Genomic DNA, 17,517 nt, shown 5'->3' on the forward strand with positions numbered 1-17,517 from the left:
TTGCTCAGTCTCTGACTAGGCATTAAAAGTGCTTAATTCAAGATCTGGCAGCAACGTATTCCTCAGCTACAGCAACAATAAAAACGCCGCGTGTTAAGCGGCGTTTGATCTTAATTCACTACTGGCTTAAGTCTTGCCACCAGTCGCCTTCGTCTTTTAAGTGTTTATCAAAGAAGGCTAATAGATGATCCCACCACACATAGCGTTTTTCTCGGTCAATAATGTGGTGATCTTCGCCTGGGATCTCCACCAGCGCCACGTCACGCCCTAGAAGCTTCAGCGCGGTATACATTTGCTGCGACTCACCGGCTGGCACGTTTACGTCGGAATCGCCGGTGATCAGTAATAACGGGGTGGTGATTTTATCCGCCATATACAGCGGGCTTTGCCCAACGTAAAGTGCTTGGTTATTCCAAGGGAAGCTGCCACGGCTGGCGATACCTGAGTATAAAAAGCCCCACCAACCTTGTCCCCAGTACGAGCTAAGTGCGCTGATCCCAGCATGCGAGATTGAGGCAGCAAACATATCGGTTTGCGTTGCTAAATACATGGTCATAAAACCACCATAGGAGGCACCGATATTACCTAAGCGTTTACCGTCTACAAAAGGATGGGCGGCTACAAACTGCTGGGTCGCATAAATAATGTCATCCGCAGTATATTTACCCCACGCATTAACATGCAGTGCTGAAAACCGCTGACCATAGCCAATGGTGCCGCGCGGTTGTACTACGTACACAACATAGCCATTGGCAGCCCAATGATGAAAGGGGTAACGGCCAGTAAATTGCCGGTTTACCGTGGTGGTGCCGCCATAGTAGTAAACAATAGCCGGATATTTTTTGCTGGCGTCAAAGTTAGGGGGTAAGTAATAACGGCCATCAATTTTATCGCCTTCAGGATTGGTCACCACAAAATCGCGGACCTCACCTAATTGAATATGTGCATACAGATCGCTGCTGCTATGCAGTACCGTTGGCCGCCGCTGGGCTAAAGGCAGCTTCTCTAATTGTTGTGGTGTGGCAACTGCCGTACCTAGCGCCAGCACAGTATTGGCACGATCGTTCGCTAAGCTAAAGCGCTCTACCACATCTAAGCTAAAGGGCAATTTGTTAAAGCGCTGCTTCGCAGTATCCACACTGTACAGCAGAGTCCGGTCGCCTTCGCTCACTTGCGCCACCACTTGCTGGCGTGCGTTTACGCTAATGCCATTGATGCTCGGATCAAACGCTTTGGATAATGCGCTAACTTGCAGACTCTGAGCATCCATAAAGTACAACTGACCATCGTAATCATTGGCAACATAATCGCCTGCGGGCAAGTTAATGCCGGCACCATTGGCGAAATGCGGGCCGCCCACCACTAAATAGCCTTGCTGGTAGTATTCAACTTGGCCCAAATGCTGATACACCCCCAAGTCGCGCAGCGTTAAATCGGTTAGCGACAACTCAAATAACGCCGTGCTGGCATGCGGTGGAGTACTTCTATCATTACGGCGTTGCGTAAATAGCAGCGCTTTACCATCGTCTTTGACATCTGCTAAATAGCTACTTTCTTTATCGGTAGTAAGCGCTCGTACTAAACCACTTTGCAGGTCTAGTTGAAAAATACGGCTGATATCACGATTACCACGCCAGCGATCTTCCAAAGAGCGATACACTTTGGCTTTGGTGTCTTTTAAGCTGGTATCGGCTTGTGTCCATTGTAAAAACAGGCTTTGACTATCCGACGCCCAGCGATAGCTACCAACGCCAGTTTGGTTTTCTAACAGAGAACGTACAGCGCCGGTATTAAGGTTAAGCAACCATAAGGTGTTATTCGCCTGATAACTTAACCACTGATTATCCGGGCTAAAGGCGGCACGGCTTAAACTTTGCTGGTTAAAGGTTTTAAGTACAGTATTTTTGCTGAGATCACGCAATTCAGTACGCTGTAATTGCAGATCACTGACATCACTTCGCCCAGTAAAGCTAACTAATAACCATTGGCCATTATCAGATACCGCTACCTGATTAATGGTTTCGGCATTGGTCAATAAACGGTTATTGACAGGCTCTTGCTGCGCCAACTGAAATTGCACAGGTACATGATTGGTAGGCGTTAAACTTAGCTGCACTGCCTCATTTTCAGCTTGGCCATCACTGAAGATCAGTAGCTGCTGCCAACCAGTCGCTAATTTCAGCTCGCTGTTATTGGCTTGACTACGCATATTTACAAAAATTTCTGGCGCTTTTACCCCAGTAAGTGCCAGCTTGGCTTTTAAATAGGCTGGATGATTAAACTGCACAAACCAAATTCCCGGCCCCGCCGCCGCCGCTTGCGCTGGACTGACTAACTGCCAGCTTAATGACTGGCCAAACAGGCTGACTTTTTGCCCTGCTTGTGGAATAGGATCTTTTTCAAGTAACCGCAATACCTGTTGACGCTGGGCTTTGGCTTTATCGGTTAAAACCAGTTGCTCGCTGGCAAAAGCCGGTAAAGGCCCTAAAAACAAGACTTGCTCAGCATAGCTAGTTGGCTGACTAGCCTCTGCTGCGTCAGCAGTGGTCTCTGCTACAGCTGGCGTTGCCGCCAGCAGAGGTAAAGGTGCTACAACCGCTAAGGTAATCGCACTATAGAGGGTTAGCAACAGCGCCGGTTTTTGCGCACGGCGCGCTGCACCTAATTTGGTGGATATGAACATGGTTGATCGCCCTGTTTATTTATTGTTTTCTGTAATAAGTTGTTAGATTTGCCGCGCGGCAAGCATAGCAATGCCGTTATCATCGAACAAGTTAACCGCGTTAAAACGAAGTTATTTGGCTATCAACGGTGCAATAGAGTTATTGACTGCTTGCCATCGTGGATGGAATATCGAGTATAAAAATCGTCCCCTGCCCCGGACGGCTTTGCACAGTCACTTTGCCTCCGTGTAGTTCAGTAGATTGTTTAACAATGGCGAGACCCAAACCTGTTCCTGGAATAATACCAACATTACTGGCTCGATAAAATGACTCGAATAAGCGTTGCTGATCATCTTCAGGAATACCAATCCCTTGATCAATAATCTCAAATCGAAGATGGTCCTTCTCGGCACAAATATTAAAATTTACTACACCGCCCTCTGGCGAATATTTCAAAGCATTTGATAAAAGGTTACCTAATGCATGGCGTAGTAAACTCTCATCTAACAGCCATTCACCTTCAACGTCATCTAGATTTAAACGAATTTGAACTTTTAACACTTCTGTATGACGAGACTGAGTAACCTCGTTCAACAGCTGGCGACAAAAAGTAGCTAGATCAATGGGTGTTGGTGAAAAACTTAGTCGCTGGGCTTCGCCCTGACCAATAACTAGGATATTGTCAAGCATACGCGTCATTCGCTCTACTGAATCACGAATCTGTTGAAAGATTTCATGTTTTTCAGCTGATGCTAACTGATGTTCGTAGTCTGCTAATAAATCAACGGAGGATTGGATACCGGTTAATGGCGTACGGAACTCATGAGATGTCATTGAAACAAAACGGCTTTTTAACTGACCAAATTCTCGCTCTCTCGCCAAAGCGTTCAAAAGCTCAGATTCTGCTCTTTTGCGTTCAGTGATATCAATAAAGGTCCATAGACTAATGGGTACATCGTCAGTCGGCGGTAACCGCGTGCCATGAAGTTGCAACCAAATAGGTTGTCCATTGGCACGGAGTAATTCTATTTCGCCTGTGTAAGCCCCTGTGGTGTCAAGCGTTTGCATAACAGCAGGTAAAAACTCTCGCCAATCTTGCTCAGCTTTGAATAACACACTAACCGAGCGCCCCAATAAGCTGCCATGTTTGTAACCCAACATCAGTTCAAGCCGGCGATTTGCCCATTGCAAGTGCTGCGATTTGAACAAAGCGATACCAATAACTGTGCTTTGTAAAATAACGTCTTGTTCCCGAGTTTTTGCCAGTAATTGGGCTTGCAGCTTACGTCTCTGCGTAACATCATTTAAAAATGAGAGCGTTGCCGGTTGGCCTTCCCATTGAATCGCAACAGCAGACAATTCAACCCAAACTTCTTCACCGGCGACAGTTAGAATACGAAACTCATAGTGTTGTTCAACCTCTTCGCCTCGCAAACGTCGCTGGTAGTTTTGCACAACTCGCCCTACATCATCAGCATGAATAAAAGAGGTAAAGGGTTGCCCTATCATGCTGTCAAGTGAACGACCTGTTGTGCGCTGCATAAAGGGGTTACAATAAACCAGACGCCCCCCAGCCACAACAAGAATGCCTTCTGAGCCATTTTCCACTACAGAACGATATTTTTCTTCTTGCTCCCGCAGTTGTTGTTCTGCGGCTTTACGCTCAGAAATATCTCGCATCAAAGCGCCAAACAGTGTGCCGGCTTCTGTTTCAACATGCCAGAGCGATAACTCAACTGGTAATTCATATCCATCACGGTGTAGTGCGGATAACTCCTGAGTTTTTCCTAATAGTCGACCTTCACCCGTTGCTGCAAAACGCTGCATACCAGCTTCATGAGCAGCTCGGTAACGCTCTGGTATCAAATGTTCTGATAACCGCTGACCAATAATTTCAGCACTCTGCCAGCCAAAGATTCGCTCAGCAGCACTACTCCAACGCACTATGCGACCATCACTATCCATCGTTACGATAGCATCTAGTGAAGCTTCCAGTAATCTTTGTAGCTGCTTTTCACGCACTAGCAACTGCTCTAAGGAGCTATTGATGGCAGACAATGATTCTGAACGCGCTTTCTCTACTTCTGCTAATTTACGATGATATTGGTTTTCTCGATGTGCTTTGTCATGTTCATAACGGATTTGAAGTGCCATAGCTTGTTCATGCGTGCGGCGATCATAATTTTTTTGATAGGCTACAATAGCTTTTAAAGAAGCTGCATAAGCGTCTTGATATTGCTCATTGCTTGCATATTTTTGAGCTAAGGCTTCAAATAAGTCGGGTTGCAGAGAGAAACCAGCCATCTGCTCACCGATTTTAACTGCTTGTTCTAAATACGCTAAGGATGAACAGCCATCTTGAACAGAAAGAACCTGTTGATCATGAATGCGGGCTAAAACCCTAAGAGCTTCTACAATGTTATAACCATCTAACTGTTGCTTGGCTAAATGCAGTGCTTTCTCAGCGAAACCTTGGGCTTTTTGATGTTCGCCCGCTCGAAACAGCGCTTCAGCACAGCCTCGACAAGCAATAGTTTGTAAATCTGCATGCCCTAAAAAATCCGCTTTAACTAATAAAGCTGAAAAACTAGTTAATGCAGCATCAAAATTTCCGCAATTTAATTCAACATCGCCTAAATAGTTAAGTGCTAATGCCATATCTCGGCTTTGTGCAGCATGCGGTGCCATAATATCTAAAGCTTCGGTAAGCAAGCTTCTGGCAGCACCAGTCCGCTGCATCTTTCGTAAGACTTCAGCCATTTCGGATAAACAAAGACCAATAGTTAATGGCCAAGCCATTTTACGAGCAAGTTGCAGAGCCTTTTCACTCCACTCTAATGCAGCGGGTAAATCGTGAATGCGAGCGAAATCAAAACCAATATTAGATGCAGCGGTAATCGCTCTTTCAATTTGCCCACTGGCTAGCGCCGCTTGAAAAGCTTTACTGCCGTGCTGGATCGCCAAACCGATTTCTTGTCTTTTACTTGCTAAAACATAATGTAAATCGTGGATCCAAGTAGCAAGACCCGCTGATGCCCGCTCTAAGTCTTTGGTAAAAAATTCACCCCAGCGCTTTTCTGCCAGTGTTAAATCTTGAAAAGCTGACGCCCTTGCCAAGCCTGCGCTTGCAAGCTTTACTCGCTCTTGATCATTTGCTGCTTCGGCAAAAAAAATGGCTTGTTCAAGGGCGTGATCACGTTGGCCAATCTCACCAAGGCCATACATAATCCATGCTTTAGTCCAATAGGCATCGGCCAAACAAATTGGCTCAGCCAATACCACCAAATTTGCTAAACATCGCTCAATCGCGCTCTGCGCCTCGCTTAGATCCGCCATTAACCGAGCTGCATCAGCTTGTATCAGCTGAAGTCGTCCTGTAATCAGTTGCTGTAAAGGTTCAGTCAATACTGCAGTAACAAGACAATGTTGAGCCTCACGGATGTGCACTAACGTTTGCTGTGTGTTGCGCTGCCTTAAATGCCATGCAAGTTGTATATGGAGTATTAATTGCGATTCGCTAGCCCGACTTTGCTTTAATTGTGCTTGCCATTGCGTAATCTGCTCATCCGCTGCAAAAGCAGTTATTTCTAGCAATTGCTGTTCAAGTGGTTGCATGCGCTAGCCTCTGCTGCTCAGTTAACCACAATGTGGCTTGTTCCGCCGTTAACGGTTGACTAAATAAATAACCCTGAAAATACTGACAACCCAGTGTTTTTAAACGTTCAGCCTGAGCTAGAGTTTCAACACCTTCCGCAATTACGTTTAAATTAAAACTTTGTGATAAGGCAATTATCGCTTTAATGATCGCTTCATCGCTTTCATCTTCTAAAAAATGCCTAACAAATACCTGATCAATTTTCAAAATACTTAATGGATAGCCTTTTAGATGCGACAAACTAGAATAACCGGTACCAAAATCGTCCATCGCTAATAACACGCCATCCTCTGTTAATTGCCGCATAATCGTAGACACCTGCTCAGCATTTTGCATCGCAATGCTTTCGGTAATCTCTAGCTCTAAATGTTGCGGGGCGAGCTTGGTATCCGCGAGAACCTCGCAGATTAAAGGATACAACTCCTTACTCTCAAACTGACGCGCAGATAAGTTAACGGCTATCCGCATTGGACCAAAGCCTTGTTCTAACCAGCTTTGCATCTGTTGACAAGCTTGTTTTAAAACCCAAGCACCGATCGGGATAATCAAACCATTAGTCTCTGCCAATGGAATAAATTCGGCTGGCGAAACCAATCCTAGCTCTGGATGCCGCCATCTAAGTAACGCTTCAAAGCCAATCACTTTATGATTGCTAGCTGCAAGCTGGGGTTGAAAACAAAGAAAAAACTCGTTATTTAAAAGCGCGGTATGCAGTGCTTGCAGCATCTTCATTCGGCGACATAAGCGAGCACTAGTTTCCAAACAGAAAAAAGCTACATTCCCACCAGGTTGTGGCTCAGGTTCTGCCGCTTCAGCATTCTGAATCAGGCTAAGTACATCCTGACCGTCTCTCGGATACATCGCTATACCCGCCGTTGCCTGGTAAAAATGCCGCTCGTTTTCAACCTCTACCGCCTCTTGCAAAACTGTTAGTAACGATCGAGTATGAAGCTCTGCTTGTTCATCTGTAACAGGCGAAAGGATTAAGGCAAAACTGCTATCACAAATACGAGCAATTTCAGGAACCTTACATGATGAAGATAATTGTTTTTGTAAAAAGAACAGTCTCGCTGCAAAGATCTTTAGCACATGTTCGTACAAACGCGCACCATGAGATTGTCGTAAACTAGGTAACGCATTAAGTGTTACAACCACTACTGCAAGAGCACTTTTTTGAGCACTCACCCACGCTAAAGTGTTGTGCAGAGACTCTTCAAATCCCCGGCGATTGGCTAACTCTGTAACAGGATCAAATTTCCTTAGACGAACCGTTTCTTGTTCTAAACGATTTTTTTCCTCTAATCTTCGTGCAGAACGAACTAGCTGTGTATGCACCACTTCCAATAGTTCGTTGCGTAAAAAGGGCTTTATCAGATAGTCATCAGCACCAAGTTTCATGCCTTCGCGAACATCAGTACGATCTGCTCGGGCCGTTAAAAACACGTAAGGTGTATGCGCTATCTCTTTTTCGTTGCGAATCGCTTTCAAGCAAGCATGTCCATCCATGATTGGCATCATCATATCAGACAAAATTAAGTCAGGATGTATAGCGCGTGCTAAGGCAAGAGCTTGATGCCCATCTTCCACAGCTGATACATCATACCCTTCCAGTTGTAAGATTCGAACAAGATTGCTACGAATGATGGGGTCGTCTTCAGCAACAAGAATTTTTGCCTTTTGTATTTCCTTGGTGTCATGTTCCATATGCACTAGCCGAAATTAATAAAACCTTAAAAAGTGTAGCTAACTTTTAGGTATTAAACAGCTCGGAGCAGTATGTTAAAAACAAGCTAAATCATTATTTTAGGAACAAAAACCAAGCTTGGCTATTGCTGTGAATCGTCAGCTAAAAAAAACTTACTGAATAATCTCGTCTTTACAGTTCTCTGATTTGGGGCAGCGCTTACTCTGCCCCAAAAGTGGCCGGGGTTTTAGTTATTAGGACGATAAGGCTGACCTTGCTGCCACCAAGCTGGTGCGGGCTCACCTTTTAAATAATGATTAAAGAATTCCAGCATCTTGATGCTGTAATCCAGTTTATTGGCAAAACGGGCTAAATGATGATCTTCGCCCTCGTAATGCAGCATTACCACGTCTTTGTTTAAGCGGCGCATTGCCAGATAAAGCTCAATGCCCTGCTCCCACGGCACTGCACCGTCTTTATCGCCAAATTGAATCACCAGTGGCGTGTTGATACGATCGGCAAAGAATATGGGTGAGTTGTCGATATAGGGCGTTAAGTTCTCAAACATCGAGGGCCCAATGCGGCTTTGCCCAGTTTCATACTGAAATTGCCGTGCTAAGCCAGTTTGCCAGCGAATACCGCTATAGGCACTGGTCATATTCGACACCGGTGCGCCCGCGACAGCTGCGGCAAAGCGATCAGTTTCGGTGACCACAAAGGCGGTTTGATACCCCGACCAGCTATGACCATGTAAGCCTATGGCCTTGGGATCGGCAATGCCTAGCTCAATTAAGCGGTCAATGCCCGGTAATAACGACTCGGTAGCACTTGGCCCCGGCGCGCCCTCACGAAAGCGAATATCCGGTAAAAACACTACATAATCCTGCCCTAAATAAAATGGGAAATTAGGGCGATGATTTACTTTCATCTGGTTGAAATTGTAAAGCCTGTCTGAGAATTGCTCGTAATAGTAAACCAGCACCGGATAGCGTTTAGTGGCATCATAACCATCTGGCGTTAACACTATACCCTGCAGGCGAGTGCCCTCTGCGGTATACCAATCGATTAAATGGCTATCGCCCCAAATAAACTGCGCTTGCTGAGGATTCACCTCGGTTAGCTGCTTGCGCTGGCTAAAATCGCTATTAGCCAGCCACAGATCGGGGAATTGCCGAAAGCTTTGTTCAGTGAACAGGTAATAGGGTTTTGGCTGTTGTGCTGCTGTAACATCTGCACTGTTGGTAACGGGCGTTAACTCACTTAGCGCTTCTACAAAATCATAGCGTTTTTCGCCGCTAACTAGCGTGGTTAAGCTGTTAGCCGCTAAATCCAGCTGGTAAAAGCCAGTGGTTTTGTTGTCTTCATTAAAACCGCGCAGTAATAGCGGCAATTGCGGATCTAGCGCCAGCGCGGTGTCATCCGTTACCACCCGGCGTAGCTGTAAGGCTTGCTCGCGGCTATCTGGGGTTAAATTGCGGCTGTTGCCATCTAAACCAAGTTGCCAAATCGCAAAACGATCATACACCAGTACCGCTGATTCATCGGCTAACCAGCCCGCTATGCCATAGCTTGGTGCTGGCTCAGGTCTATCGTGCATTTCATCTACCCAAGCAACCTTGACATCAGCCGCCAGTTGCTGACGTTGGCCATTACTACTATCAAATAACCAGAGTTGGCCCTGCTGCTGATACAATACAAAACGGCCAGATGGCGATAAATGCGCCCGCTCAAAGCTGGGGTTTGCAGCAAACACCTGCTGGCGCTGACCGGTTTTTAAATTAACATGCCAGATATCGTGCAAACGGCCTTGCCAAGTCAGCTGTTTAAAGTAAGGTCGGCCATTGCTAATTAACGCGGCCTCGCTATGCTCACAGCGATAAAGTCGATCTTCAATATCAGTACTTAATACCACCAAGCGCTGCTCGGCTAACCAAAACACCGCTGGCGCGGTGCGCTTGAGCGAGGCTTGATACTCGGCTTTTTGCTGCGAATTAATCCGATCATCCTGACCATGCCACACTTGCAGCTTGCGATCGGCTAATAAGCGCTCAGTAGCAAATAACTCTGCTGCTGATTGTGGCGCAGCAAGCGGTGCTGCTGGGACGATAGGCTCTGGACGCAATCCTAAGAAAATACGCTGGCCATCCTCACTAAAACGCGGCGCTTCACCGGCACTGAGGATCCAGCCAGCCTGATTAATCACTAAGGGTTTGGCTGTAGCATCTTGCACTGACCAATACCACAGCTGCTGCGCAGTTTCTTGGTTTTTCTCGGCTTTGGCGCCGGCTAAAAACACCAGCTGCTGCCCATCTTCACTAAATACCAAATGCTGGATCTGCTCTGCATTGGCTGCAGCAAACACCTGACTGTTTTTGCTAGCCGCAGCATACAGCGTCACTTGCTGCTGTTCAGTGACATTTTTCGAAGCGTTCATGGCTGGCGTGCTGTTATGGTTAACCGACGCATCTTTGACCTTAGCAGAAGCCGCTGTTTCGTTCGGCTCGGTACTCGGCTCGGTGCTAACCACACTGACAAAAGCCAGCAGATCGCCTTCTGGGGCAACCACAAAATCCATCACCTGCCCTAACGCTGTTAAGCTAAGGGTAGCTAAATCCAATACCTGTAACAGCTGTGTCTTGTCTTTACTCTCTTTTTTACGGCTTAATAAAAATGCAAACTGGCCATCGCCACTAAAAGCGAATTTATCAATTTGGCTAAACAGGGTTTGCACCCCAGTTTGGGTATTGAGTAACAGCACATCATGAGCTAAAGCCTCGCGTGCGGCTTTATCCTCTTTGGCTTGCTCTCGGGCTAATAAGGGGGCCTGCTGGCGAAATAACGCAAAGTGCCCATTTTGGTTTAACTGGCCACGGTCGGCATTAGCAATGGTAAAAGTTTGCTCACTTAACAGATGTCGCACATAGCCAGTGCTATCACCATAGTCGGGCTCAGCATGGTAAATAAGCCACTGTTGGTTTTGACTTAGGCTGCGGCCTTTGATTTCCCGAAACTGCATTACGTCAGTTAAGGTTAAGGGCCTTAACTGCGCAGTATCTATGCTGCTGGCAGTAATCATCACTGGTGAAGGCGATGGTGCTTTTATGGCGGTGAGTTGGCTACAGCCAAAGGTGCTGAAGGCAATAGCTACACAGAGTGCTAACTGCCGGCTTTTTTTGTTGAATATTTGCATGACGCTACTGTTCTCTTTGTTTTGCTGTCGCGTTTTGTCTTGTTGTGTTACACGCTAGCATAACCTAGTAAGTTGCTGCATAAAAATGCTATCAAAAAACGGAGGTTTAAGATTAAAGGCATCCCAAGCATGTTCAACCGTGCGAATGCGCACAAGCTCGGTGCGAAAAGTATCTAGCTGCGACAATTTGCCACAGTGACTTGAATATTAAACACCTCTAAAGTATAGAGCGAATTCTATGGAGGTTGCTATGACATTGCTCACCCATTCGCTTGCTATCACAAGTGTATTACTCTTACTCTCTACTCCGACACTCTCTGCTTCGACCCCCTCTGCTCCGGCACTCGCAGCCAGCCCAGAGGTATTGGTGTATTTAACCAGTGACGAAACGCAAACACAGGGCATGGCGCTGGTGTTATCGGCACAAATGCTCCAACAACACGCTAAAGTTCAACTACTACTCTGTGATGATGCCGCCGATCTGGCGTTAACGCACACCCAATCAGAAAAATTAAAACCCTTTGATAAATCGCCTGCCGAGTTGTTAGATGGATTGATACAGCAAGGGGTGAAGGAGTAACACATGGAACTTGATCCGCTACTACTCTCCCGCATTCAATTTGCTTTTGTTGTTTGCTTTCACGCCATTTTTCCGGTTTTTACCATTGGCCTCGCCAGTGCAATTGCAGTGTTAGAAACCCTATCCTTTCGCACCGGTAACCCGATGTGGCAGCGCCTATCCAAATTCTGGATCCAGGTGTTTGCCGTGGTCTTTGGGATGGGTGTGGTCTCCGGTATCGTGATGTCGTTTCAGTTTGGCACTAACTGGAGCAACTTTTCTTATGCGACCGCCAACTTTTTAGGGCCGGTACTAAGCTATGAGGTGGTCACTGCCTTTTTCTTAGAAGCCGCGTTTTTAGGGGTATTACTGTTTGGCCGCGATAAAGTGCCACAAGGCGTGCACTTATTTGCCGCTATTATGGTGGCCTTGGGTACCTTTATTTCCTCGTTTTGGATTTTATCAGCTAACTCCTTAATGCAAACGCCGGATGGCTTAGAGCTGCGTAACGGCATGTATCATGTTATATCGTGGAGCGACGCCTTATTTACCGCCTCCTTTACCTATCGCTTTATCCATATGGCATTGGCCTCTTTTTTAACAGCAGCCTTAGTGGTAGCCGGGGTTAGCGCCTGGTTCTTACTACAAAAACGCGAAGTTGAAGCGAATCGTAAGGCTTTATCCATTGCGCTGTGGACCTTGCTATTACTTGCCCCACTTCAAGCAGTAGTGGGTGATTTTCATGGTTTAAATACGCTAAAACATCAACCGATGAAAGTGGCCGCGATGGAAGGCAACTGGCAAACCCGCGAAGGGGTGCCGCTGCTGCTGTTTGCTATTCCGGATCAAGCTGAGCAAAAGAATCACTTTGAAATTGGCATCCCAAAAATGGCCAGCTTTATCTTAACCCACGATTGGGATGGCGTGGTGCCGGGCTTAAATGAAGTGCCTGTTGCCGAACAGCCACCGGTGTTTATTGTGTTCTGGTCGTTCCGTATTATGGTTGGCTTAGGCTTACTGATGATTGCGGTTGGGCTGTGGGGCTTGGTACTGCGCTATAAAGGGCGCTATTACCAATCGCCGCTGTTTTTACAAACCTTACGTTTAATGAGTATTTCCCCCTTTATTGCGGTACTGGCTGGCTGGGTCGTCACCGAAGTTGGTCGTGCGCCTTGGATGATTTACGGCCAAATGACCCACGCTGAGGGGTTAACCCCCTCGCTGACCGGCGGGATGGCGCTCTTTACCCTGATTGGCTATGTGGTGGTGTATAGCTTGGTATTTAGTGCTGGTGTGTATTACTTATTAAAAGTGTTTAAAGGCGGCTTAGAAAAAGCCAACGCGCCACACGAAATGGACGAAATTGAACGCCCGATGCGGCCGTTTTCTGCCGCGCATGTGAGTTTAGAGGGAGATAAGTAATGGAACAGCCATTTGATTTAACCCTAATTTGGGCCGGCATTATTGCCTTTGGTGTGATGATGTATGTGCTGATGGATGGCTTTGACTTAGGCCAAGGCATTTTGTTTCCTTTTGCGCCAACAGAGCATCATCGTGATGTGATGATGAACTCAGTCGCCCCAGTGTGGGATGGTAACGAGACCTGGTTGGTCTTAGGCGGTGCGGGTTTACTAGCAGCTTTTCCGCTGGTGTACTCGGTGTTTTTACCGGCGTTGTATATCGGGGTGTTTTTACTGCTTGCGGGTTTAATCTTTCGTGGGGTGGCGTTTGAGTTTCGCTTTAAAGCCAAAACCTCGCGGTATTTATGGAATTGGGCCTTTGCCGGTGGCTCTATTGTCGCCTCTTTTGCGCAAGGTGCGGTAGTAGGTGCTTACATTCAGGGCTTTAAAACCGAGAACTTCCGTTATGTTGGCGGCGCTTTAGATTGGCTAACGCCGTTTACAGTGATCACCGGTATTGGCTTGGTTGCAGGCTATGCCTTGTTAGGCGCAACCTGGCTGATTATGAAATCGGAGGGTGAAGTACAACAATGGGCCTATAAGATGGCTCCGCGTTTACTGCTGGCCGTATTGGTGGTGTTTGCGGTGATCAGCGTCTACACACCTTTCGTGGATCCGCGGGTGATGGCACGCTGGTTTGATGGTATTTCGTTGCTGTGGGTATTGCCGGTGCTAGCCATGTACTGTGCTTGGGTTATTTACCAATCCCTGAAACAGCAGCGTGAAGGTACGCCCTTTGTCGCTACGATGGGGCTGTTTTTATTTACTTATTTGGGTTTACTGGCCAGCAAATGGCCCTATATGGTGCCGCCAGATTACACCTTATGGGATGCGGCCTCGGCCTATGAATCACAATTATTCCTGTTGCTCGGCTTCTTATTTGTGATCCCTATCGTGCTGGCGTATACCGCTTGGACTTACTGGGTATTTCGCGGCAAGGTAAAGCAAGGTGGATACCATTAAGTGACGAAAAGCGCTGCTGCACCCGATACGTTGTTCCAGTCTGTCACTAGCGGCGCAGCCTTACTGGTTGCGCTGCGCCAGCTGCAGCAACAACGCTTAGGTTTAAGTGTGGCGGCCGGGCTTGCTGCCACACTGCTGCTGATCGGCGCTTGGTATCTTATCGCGCTGTTAGTCCAGCAGGTTATTCAGCATGGGCATAGCTCACTGGCTATGCTAAGTTGGGTTAGCCCGCTAACAATAATGCTACTGCTGGTATTACGTGCTGGTTCTCTCTATTTGCAAGAGCGTTTGGCCCAAACTGCCAGCCAGCAGCTAAAACGGCAATTGCGCCAACAGTTGTTAACCCATTGGCAAACCGCACCCTATGCCCAGTTTCAGGGCGCGGCAAGCCAATATGCTAGTCACTATCTAGAAGATATCGATGCCCTCGAAGGCTACTACGCCCGTTATTGGCCACAGCAACAGCTGATGTTGCTCACACCGCTGTGCATTTTTCTGGCGATTGCCATGGTGAATTGGCTGGTAGCGGCCTTATTGTTATTAAGTGCGCCGTTAATTCCGCTTTTTATGTCGCTGATTGGCATGGGTGCAGAGCAAATTAATCAGCGGCATCTGCTACAGCGCCAGCGTTTAGCTGGGCATTTTTTAGACCGCCTGAAAAAATTAGCACTAATACAGCGTTTAGGGGCAGCGACAGAGGTACAGCAGGAAGTCGCCGAGCGCAGCGATCATTATCGGCAACTGATTATGAAAACGCTCAAGGTGGCCTTTTTATCCTCGGCCGTCTTAGAGTTTTTTAGCAGTGTCGCCATTGCTGCTGTGGCTATCTATATTGGTTTTTCATTATTTGGTGCCATTAGCTTTGGCCCCGCTGCCAGCTTAACCTTAAGCTCAGGCTTATTTATTTTGGCCTTGGCGCCCGAGTTTTTTCAGCCACTACGCCAATTTGCCCAGTCTTATCATGACAAAGCCGCCGCGCTGGCTGCCGCCAATCAGCTTGCGGCACAGCTGTCATTTGACGACAGGTCTAACACCGCTTTTGGGCTTGAGCAGTTGCAACTTCACACCGCCAAAGGATCGCCACTGCACCTGGCAAGCGCGTTGCAATTGCAAAAAGGCCAAGCGTTGGTGATCAGCGGGCCCTCTGGCGTAGGCAAAAGTACCTTGTTAAAAACCTTGGCGGGTTTGCTACCCGATGCAGCAGGCCTTTATCCGCTCACGCCTACTCAGCAACCTGCGCTTAGTCGATTTTATATGGCACAGCGGCCTTGGTTGGTTAATGGCAGCCTTCGCACAAATTTACAATTGCTGTCAGGGCCCGAGTCGGATCAGGTGCTGCTCGCTGCGCTACAGCAGGTCGGTTTAGCCCGCTTTTGCGACACGGCCGCAGCACTCGATCGACCGCTTACCGAGCGCGGTGAAGGCTTATCTGGTGGCCAATTGCAACGCTTAGCCTTAGCCCGCGCTTTTTTAGTGCCATACGATATCCTTTATTTAGATGAACCAACGGCGAGCCTAGATGCCCGAAGCAGGCAGCAGGTGATTGCTGCCCTTAGCATGCTAAAACCGCATACTATTTTGGTGATCGTCAGCCATGATCCCGAGGTAAGCGCCTTGGCCGATCACTCGCTAGACTTAGGAGGCTGGCAGCATGCGCAACATGAATAGTAAAACCGCGCTGCAGTTTTGGTTACAGATCTTCTTAAAAACCAAACCGCAGCGTCTGCTGATTGGTGCGCTGTTAGCACTGGCCACAGCCCTGTCTGGGATGGCGCTACTCGCGCTTTCTGGCTGGTTTATCACCGCCACTGCACTGGCGGGTACTGCGCTGTTACTGGGCGCGGTTTTTATGTTAGATATTTATGTGCCCGGTGGCGGTATTCGCTTTTTTGCCTTAAGCCGCACCGTCAGTCGGTATGCCGAGCGGTTATATAATCACGACACGGTATTGCAGCAAATAGCGCAAAGTCGAGTACTGTTATTTCAAGGCTTGCAGCAGCTGCCGCGCAGCAGCAGTAAGCAACTAGCGGATGCCGATTGGCTTAGCCGCCTCACCGCCGAACTGGATTCGCTGGATAATTTATATTTGCGCTTAGTGCTACCGCCTTTAGTAACTTTGCTGGCGGCGCTGGTGTTTTTTGCGGTGCTAGCCTTATGGCTGCCCCTACTGGCCTTCGGCGGTTTTAGTCTGCTGTTATTGCTAACGCTGCTCAGCGGCCAGCGTTTTTGCCAAAAAAACCTGCGTTACGGCAGTCAATTGGCAGCGCAAGCAACCTTAAGCCGTATCGCGCTAGTCGAACATATCGAAGGGATCGCGGAGCTATTGGTGAGCCAAAGTGTAGCAAGGCAGCAACAGCCATTATGGCAACTCACCGAACAGCATTTTCAACTAGAAAACCAACTAGCTAAGCAGCAAGCACGCTGGCAGTTAGTACTTAACCTCTTACAAAGTGTCATCTTTGTGGTGCTACTCAGTGCCGTGCTCGCTGCCTTTATGGCTCAACTACTGTCTGGCCCAATTGCGGTGATGTTTGTGTTAGGTTGGTTGGGGCTGGCAGAGCTTTTAAGCAGTTTACCAACACAATTTGCCCATTTAGGCAAAACCGCTTATGCCGCGAAACGCCTAGCCAGTTTAAGCCAAGCTGCACCTAAAGCCGCAAACACTGTGGTGACCTTCGATAGCATTAAACTGATCCTGCAAGCCCATCCGCAGATTAGCAGCAGCGCTCAAACACCTATTGCACTGCATTTTACGCAACAGCAGCCTTGGCTGCTGGTGTGTGGCAGCTCTGGCAGTGGCAAATCTTCGCTGGCCAAAGCGCTGTTAGCAGAAGACGATCCCACTGTTAGCCAGTTATGGCTTAATCAACAACCGCTTGCTAGTGACGCTATCGCCAGTTATCAGCAACAGATCGCTTATTTAAGCCAGCAAAATAGTATTTTTGCCGATACCTTGCGCTATAACTTGCAATTAGGGCTACCTACCCTGTCAGATGCACAACTGTGGCAGCAATTAGCATTAGTAGAGCTGGAGCAATGGGCCAGAGCCTTACCCCAAGGGTTGGATACTTGGCTCGGCGATGCTGGGCAGAATCTGTCTGGCGGTCAGGCGCGGCGTTTATCTCTGGCGCGTTTAATGTTACGCAATCCTACTATGGTAATTTTAGATGAGCCTTTTAATGGCTTAGAGGCGGAGCTTAGCGAGCGTATCTGGCACGCGCTCTTACCTTGGCTAGAGGGACGTTTTGTGCTGCTGTTGTTGCATCACAAACCCCTGCACTTCGCACAGATTGAACGGTTTAACACGCTGCACCTTGGTGACAGCTAACGCTATTTTTAAGGA

General features: G+C 47.7%; 9 protein-coding genes. 5 read left to right on the top strand and 4 right to left on the bottom strand.

Annotated elements, in window-relative coordinates:
* Positions 1-118: 118 nt before the first annotated feature.
* The 4 genes from ACO1PK_RS01165 to ACO1PK_RS01180 all read right to left on the bottom strand — a co-directional run bounded on the left by ACO1PK_RS01165 (position 119) and on the right by ACO1PK_RS01180 (position 11,192).
* Entirely contained in the window at positions 119-2,683 is a 2,565-nt protein-coding gene (locus ACO1PK_RS01165; RefSeq protein WP_423186856.1) for an alpha/beta hydrolase family protein, read from the bottom strand.
* Between the two features lie 139 nt (positions 2,684-2,822).
* Positions 2,823-6,278, bottom strand: a complete 3,456-nt coding sequence (locus ACO1PK_RS01170) for a PAS domain S-box protein (protein WP_423186857.1) — start codon at positions 6,276-6,278, stop codon at positions 2,823-2,825.
* Positions 6,265-8,022 (bottom strand): putative bifunctional diguanylate cyclase/phosphodiesterase, encoded by a 1,758-nt coding sequence (locus ACO1PK_RS01175; protein ID WP_423186858.1) that lies wholly within the window; start codon positions 8,020-8,022, stop codon positions 6,265-6,267. Before ACO1PK_RS01175 ends, ACO1PK_RS01170 begins: the two co-directional genes overlap by 14 nt.
* A gap of 227 nt (positions 8,023-8,249) precedes the next feature.
* Positions 8,250-11,192 (bottom strand): prolyl oligopeptidase family serine peptidase, encoded by a 2,943-nt coding sequence (locus tag ACO1PK_RS01180; protein WP_423186859.1) that lies wholly within the window; start codon positions 11,190-11,192, stop codon positions 8,250-8,252.
* Between the two features lie 250 nt (positions 11,193-11,442).
* On the opposite strand from ACO1PK_RS01180, the gene ACO1PK_RS01185 reads away from it, so the two are divergent.
* The 5 genes from ACO1PK_RS01185 to ACO1PK_RS01205 are packed head-to-tail and all read left to right on the top strand — an operon-like array spanning position 11,443 to position 17,502.
* Positions 11,443-11,772: a hypothetical protein gene (locus ACO1PK_RS01185; RefSeq protein WP_423186860.1), complete on the top strand. Its 330-nt coding sequence runs from the start codon at positions 11,443-11,445 to the stop codon at positions 11,770-11,772.
* Between the two features lie 3 nt (positions 11,773-11,775).
* Positions 11,776-13,173, top strand: a complete 1,398-nt coding sequence (locus ACO1PK_RS01190; RefSeq protein WP_423186861.1) for a cytochrome ubiquinol oxidase subunit I — start codon at positions 11,776-11,778, stop codon at positions 13,171-13,173.
* Positions 13,173-14,174 carry a cytochrome d ubiquinol oxidase subunit II gene (gene cydB / locus ACO1PK_RS01195; RefSeq protein WP_423186862.1) on the top strand — a complete coding sequence of 334 codons (1,002 nt, stop codon included), beginning with the start codon at positions 13,173-13,175 and terminating at the stop codon, positions 14,172-14,174. Before ACO1PK_RS01190 ends, cydB begins: the two co-directional genes overlap by 1 nt.
* A complete protein-coding gene (locus tag ACO1PK_RS01200; protein WP_423186863.1) occupies positions 14,175-15,842 on the top strand; it encodes an ABC transporter ATP-binding protein/permease in 1,668 nt (555 codons plus the stop codon).
* The gene (locus tag ACO1PK_RS01205; protein ID WP_423186864.1) at positions 15,826-17,502 is read left to right on the top strand and encodes an amino acid ABC transporter ATP-binding/permease protein; all 1,677 of its coding nucleotides are present in this window, start codon (positions 15,826-15,828) and stop codon (positions 17,500-17,502) included. Before ACO1PK_RS01200 ends, ACO1PK_RS01205 begins: the two co-directional genes overlap by 17 nt.
* Positions 17,503-17,517: the final 15 nt, after the last annotated feature.

Source organism: Alishewanella sp. d11, assembly GCF_049390205.1.
GTDB lineage: Bacteria > Pseudomonadota > Gammaproteobacteria > Enterobacterales > Alteromonadaceae > Alishewanella.

Bases quoted from the DNA above. Each gene is read 5' to 3' on its own strand.
- ACO1PK_RS01165 (WP_423186856.1), bottom strand. From the start codon at position 2,683: ATGTTCATATCCACCAAATTAGGTGCAGCGCGCCGTGCGCAAAAACCG.
- ACO1PK_RS01170 (WP_423186857.1), bottom strand. From the start codon at position 6,278: ATGCAACCACTTGAACAGCAATTGCTAGAAATAACTGCTTTTGCAGCG.
- ACO1PK_RS01175 (WP_423186858.1), bottom strand. From the start codon at position 8,022: ATGGAACATGACACCAAGGAAATACAAAAGGCAAAAATTCTTGTTGCT.
- ACO1PK_RS01180 (WP_423186859.1), bottom strand. From the start codon at position 11,192: ATGCAAATATTCAACAAAAAAAGCCGGCAGTTAGCACTCTGTGTAGCT.
- ACO1PK_RS01185 (WP_423186860.1), top strand. From the start codon at position 11,443: ATGACATTGCTCACCCATTCGCTTGCTATCACAAGTGTATTACTCTTA.
- ACO1PK_RS01190 (WP_423186861.1), top strand. From the start codon at position 11,776: ATGGAACTTGATCCGCTACTACTCTCCCGCATTCAATTTGCTTTTGTT.
- cydB (WP_423186862.1), top strand. From the start codon at position 13,173: ATGGAACAGCCATTTGATTTAACCCTAATTTGGGCCGGCATTATTGCC.
- ACO1PK_RS01205 (WP_423186864.1), top strand. From the start codon at position 15,826: ATGCGCAACATGAATAGTAAAACCGCGCTGCAGTTTTGGTTACAGATC.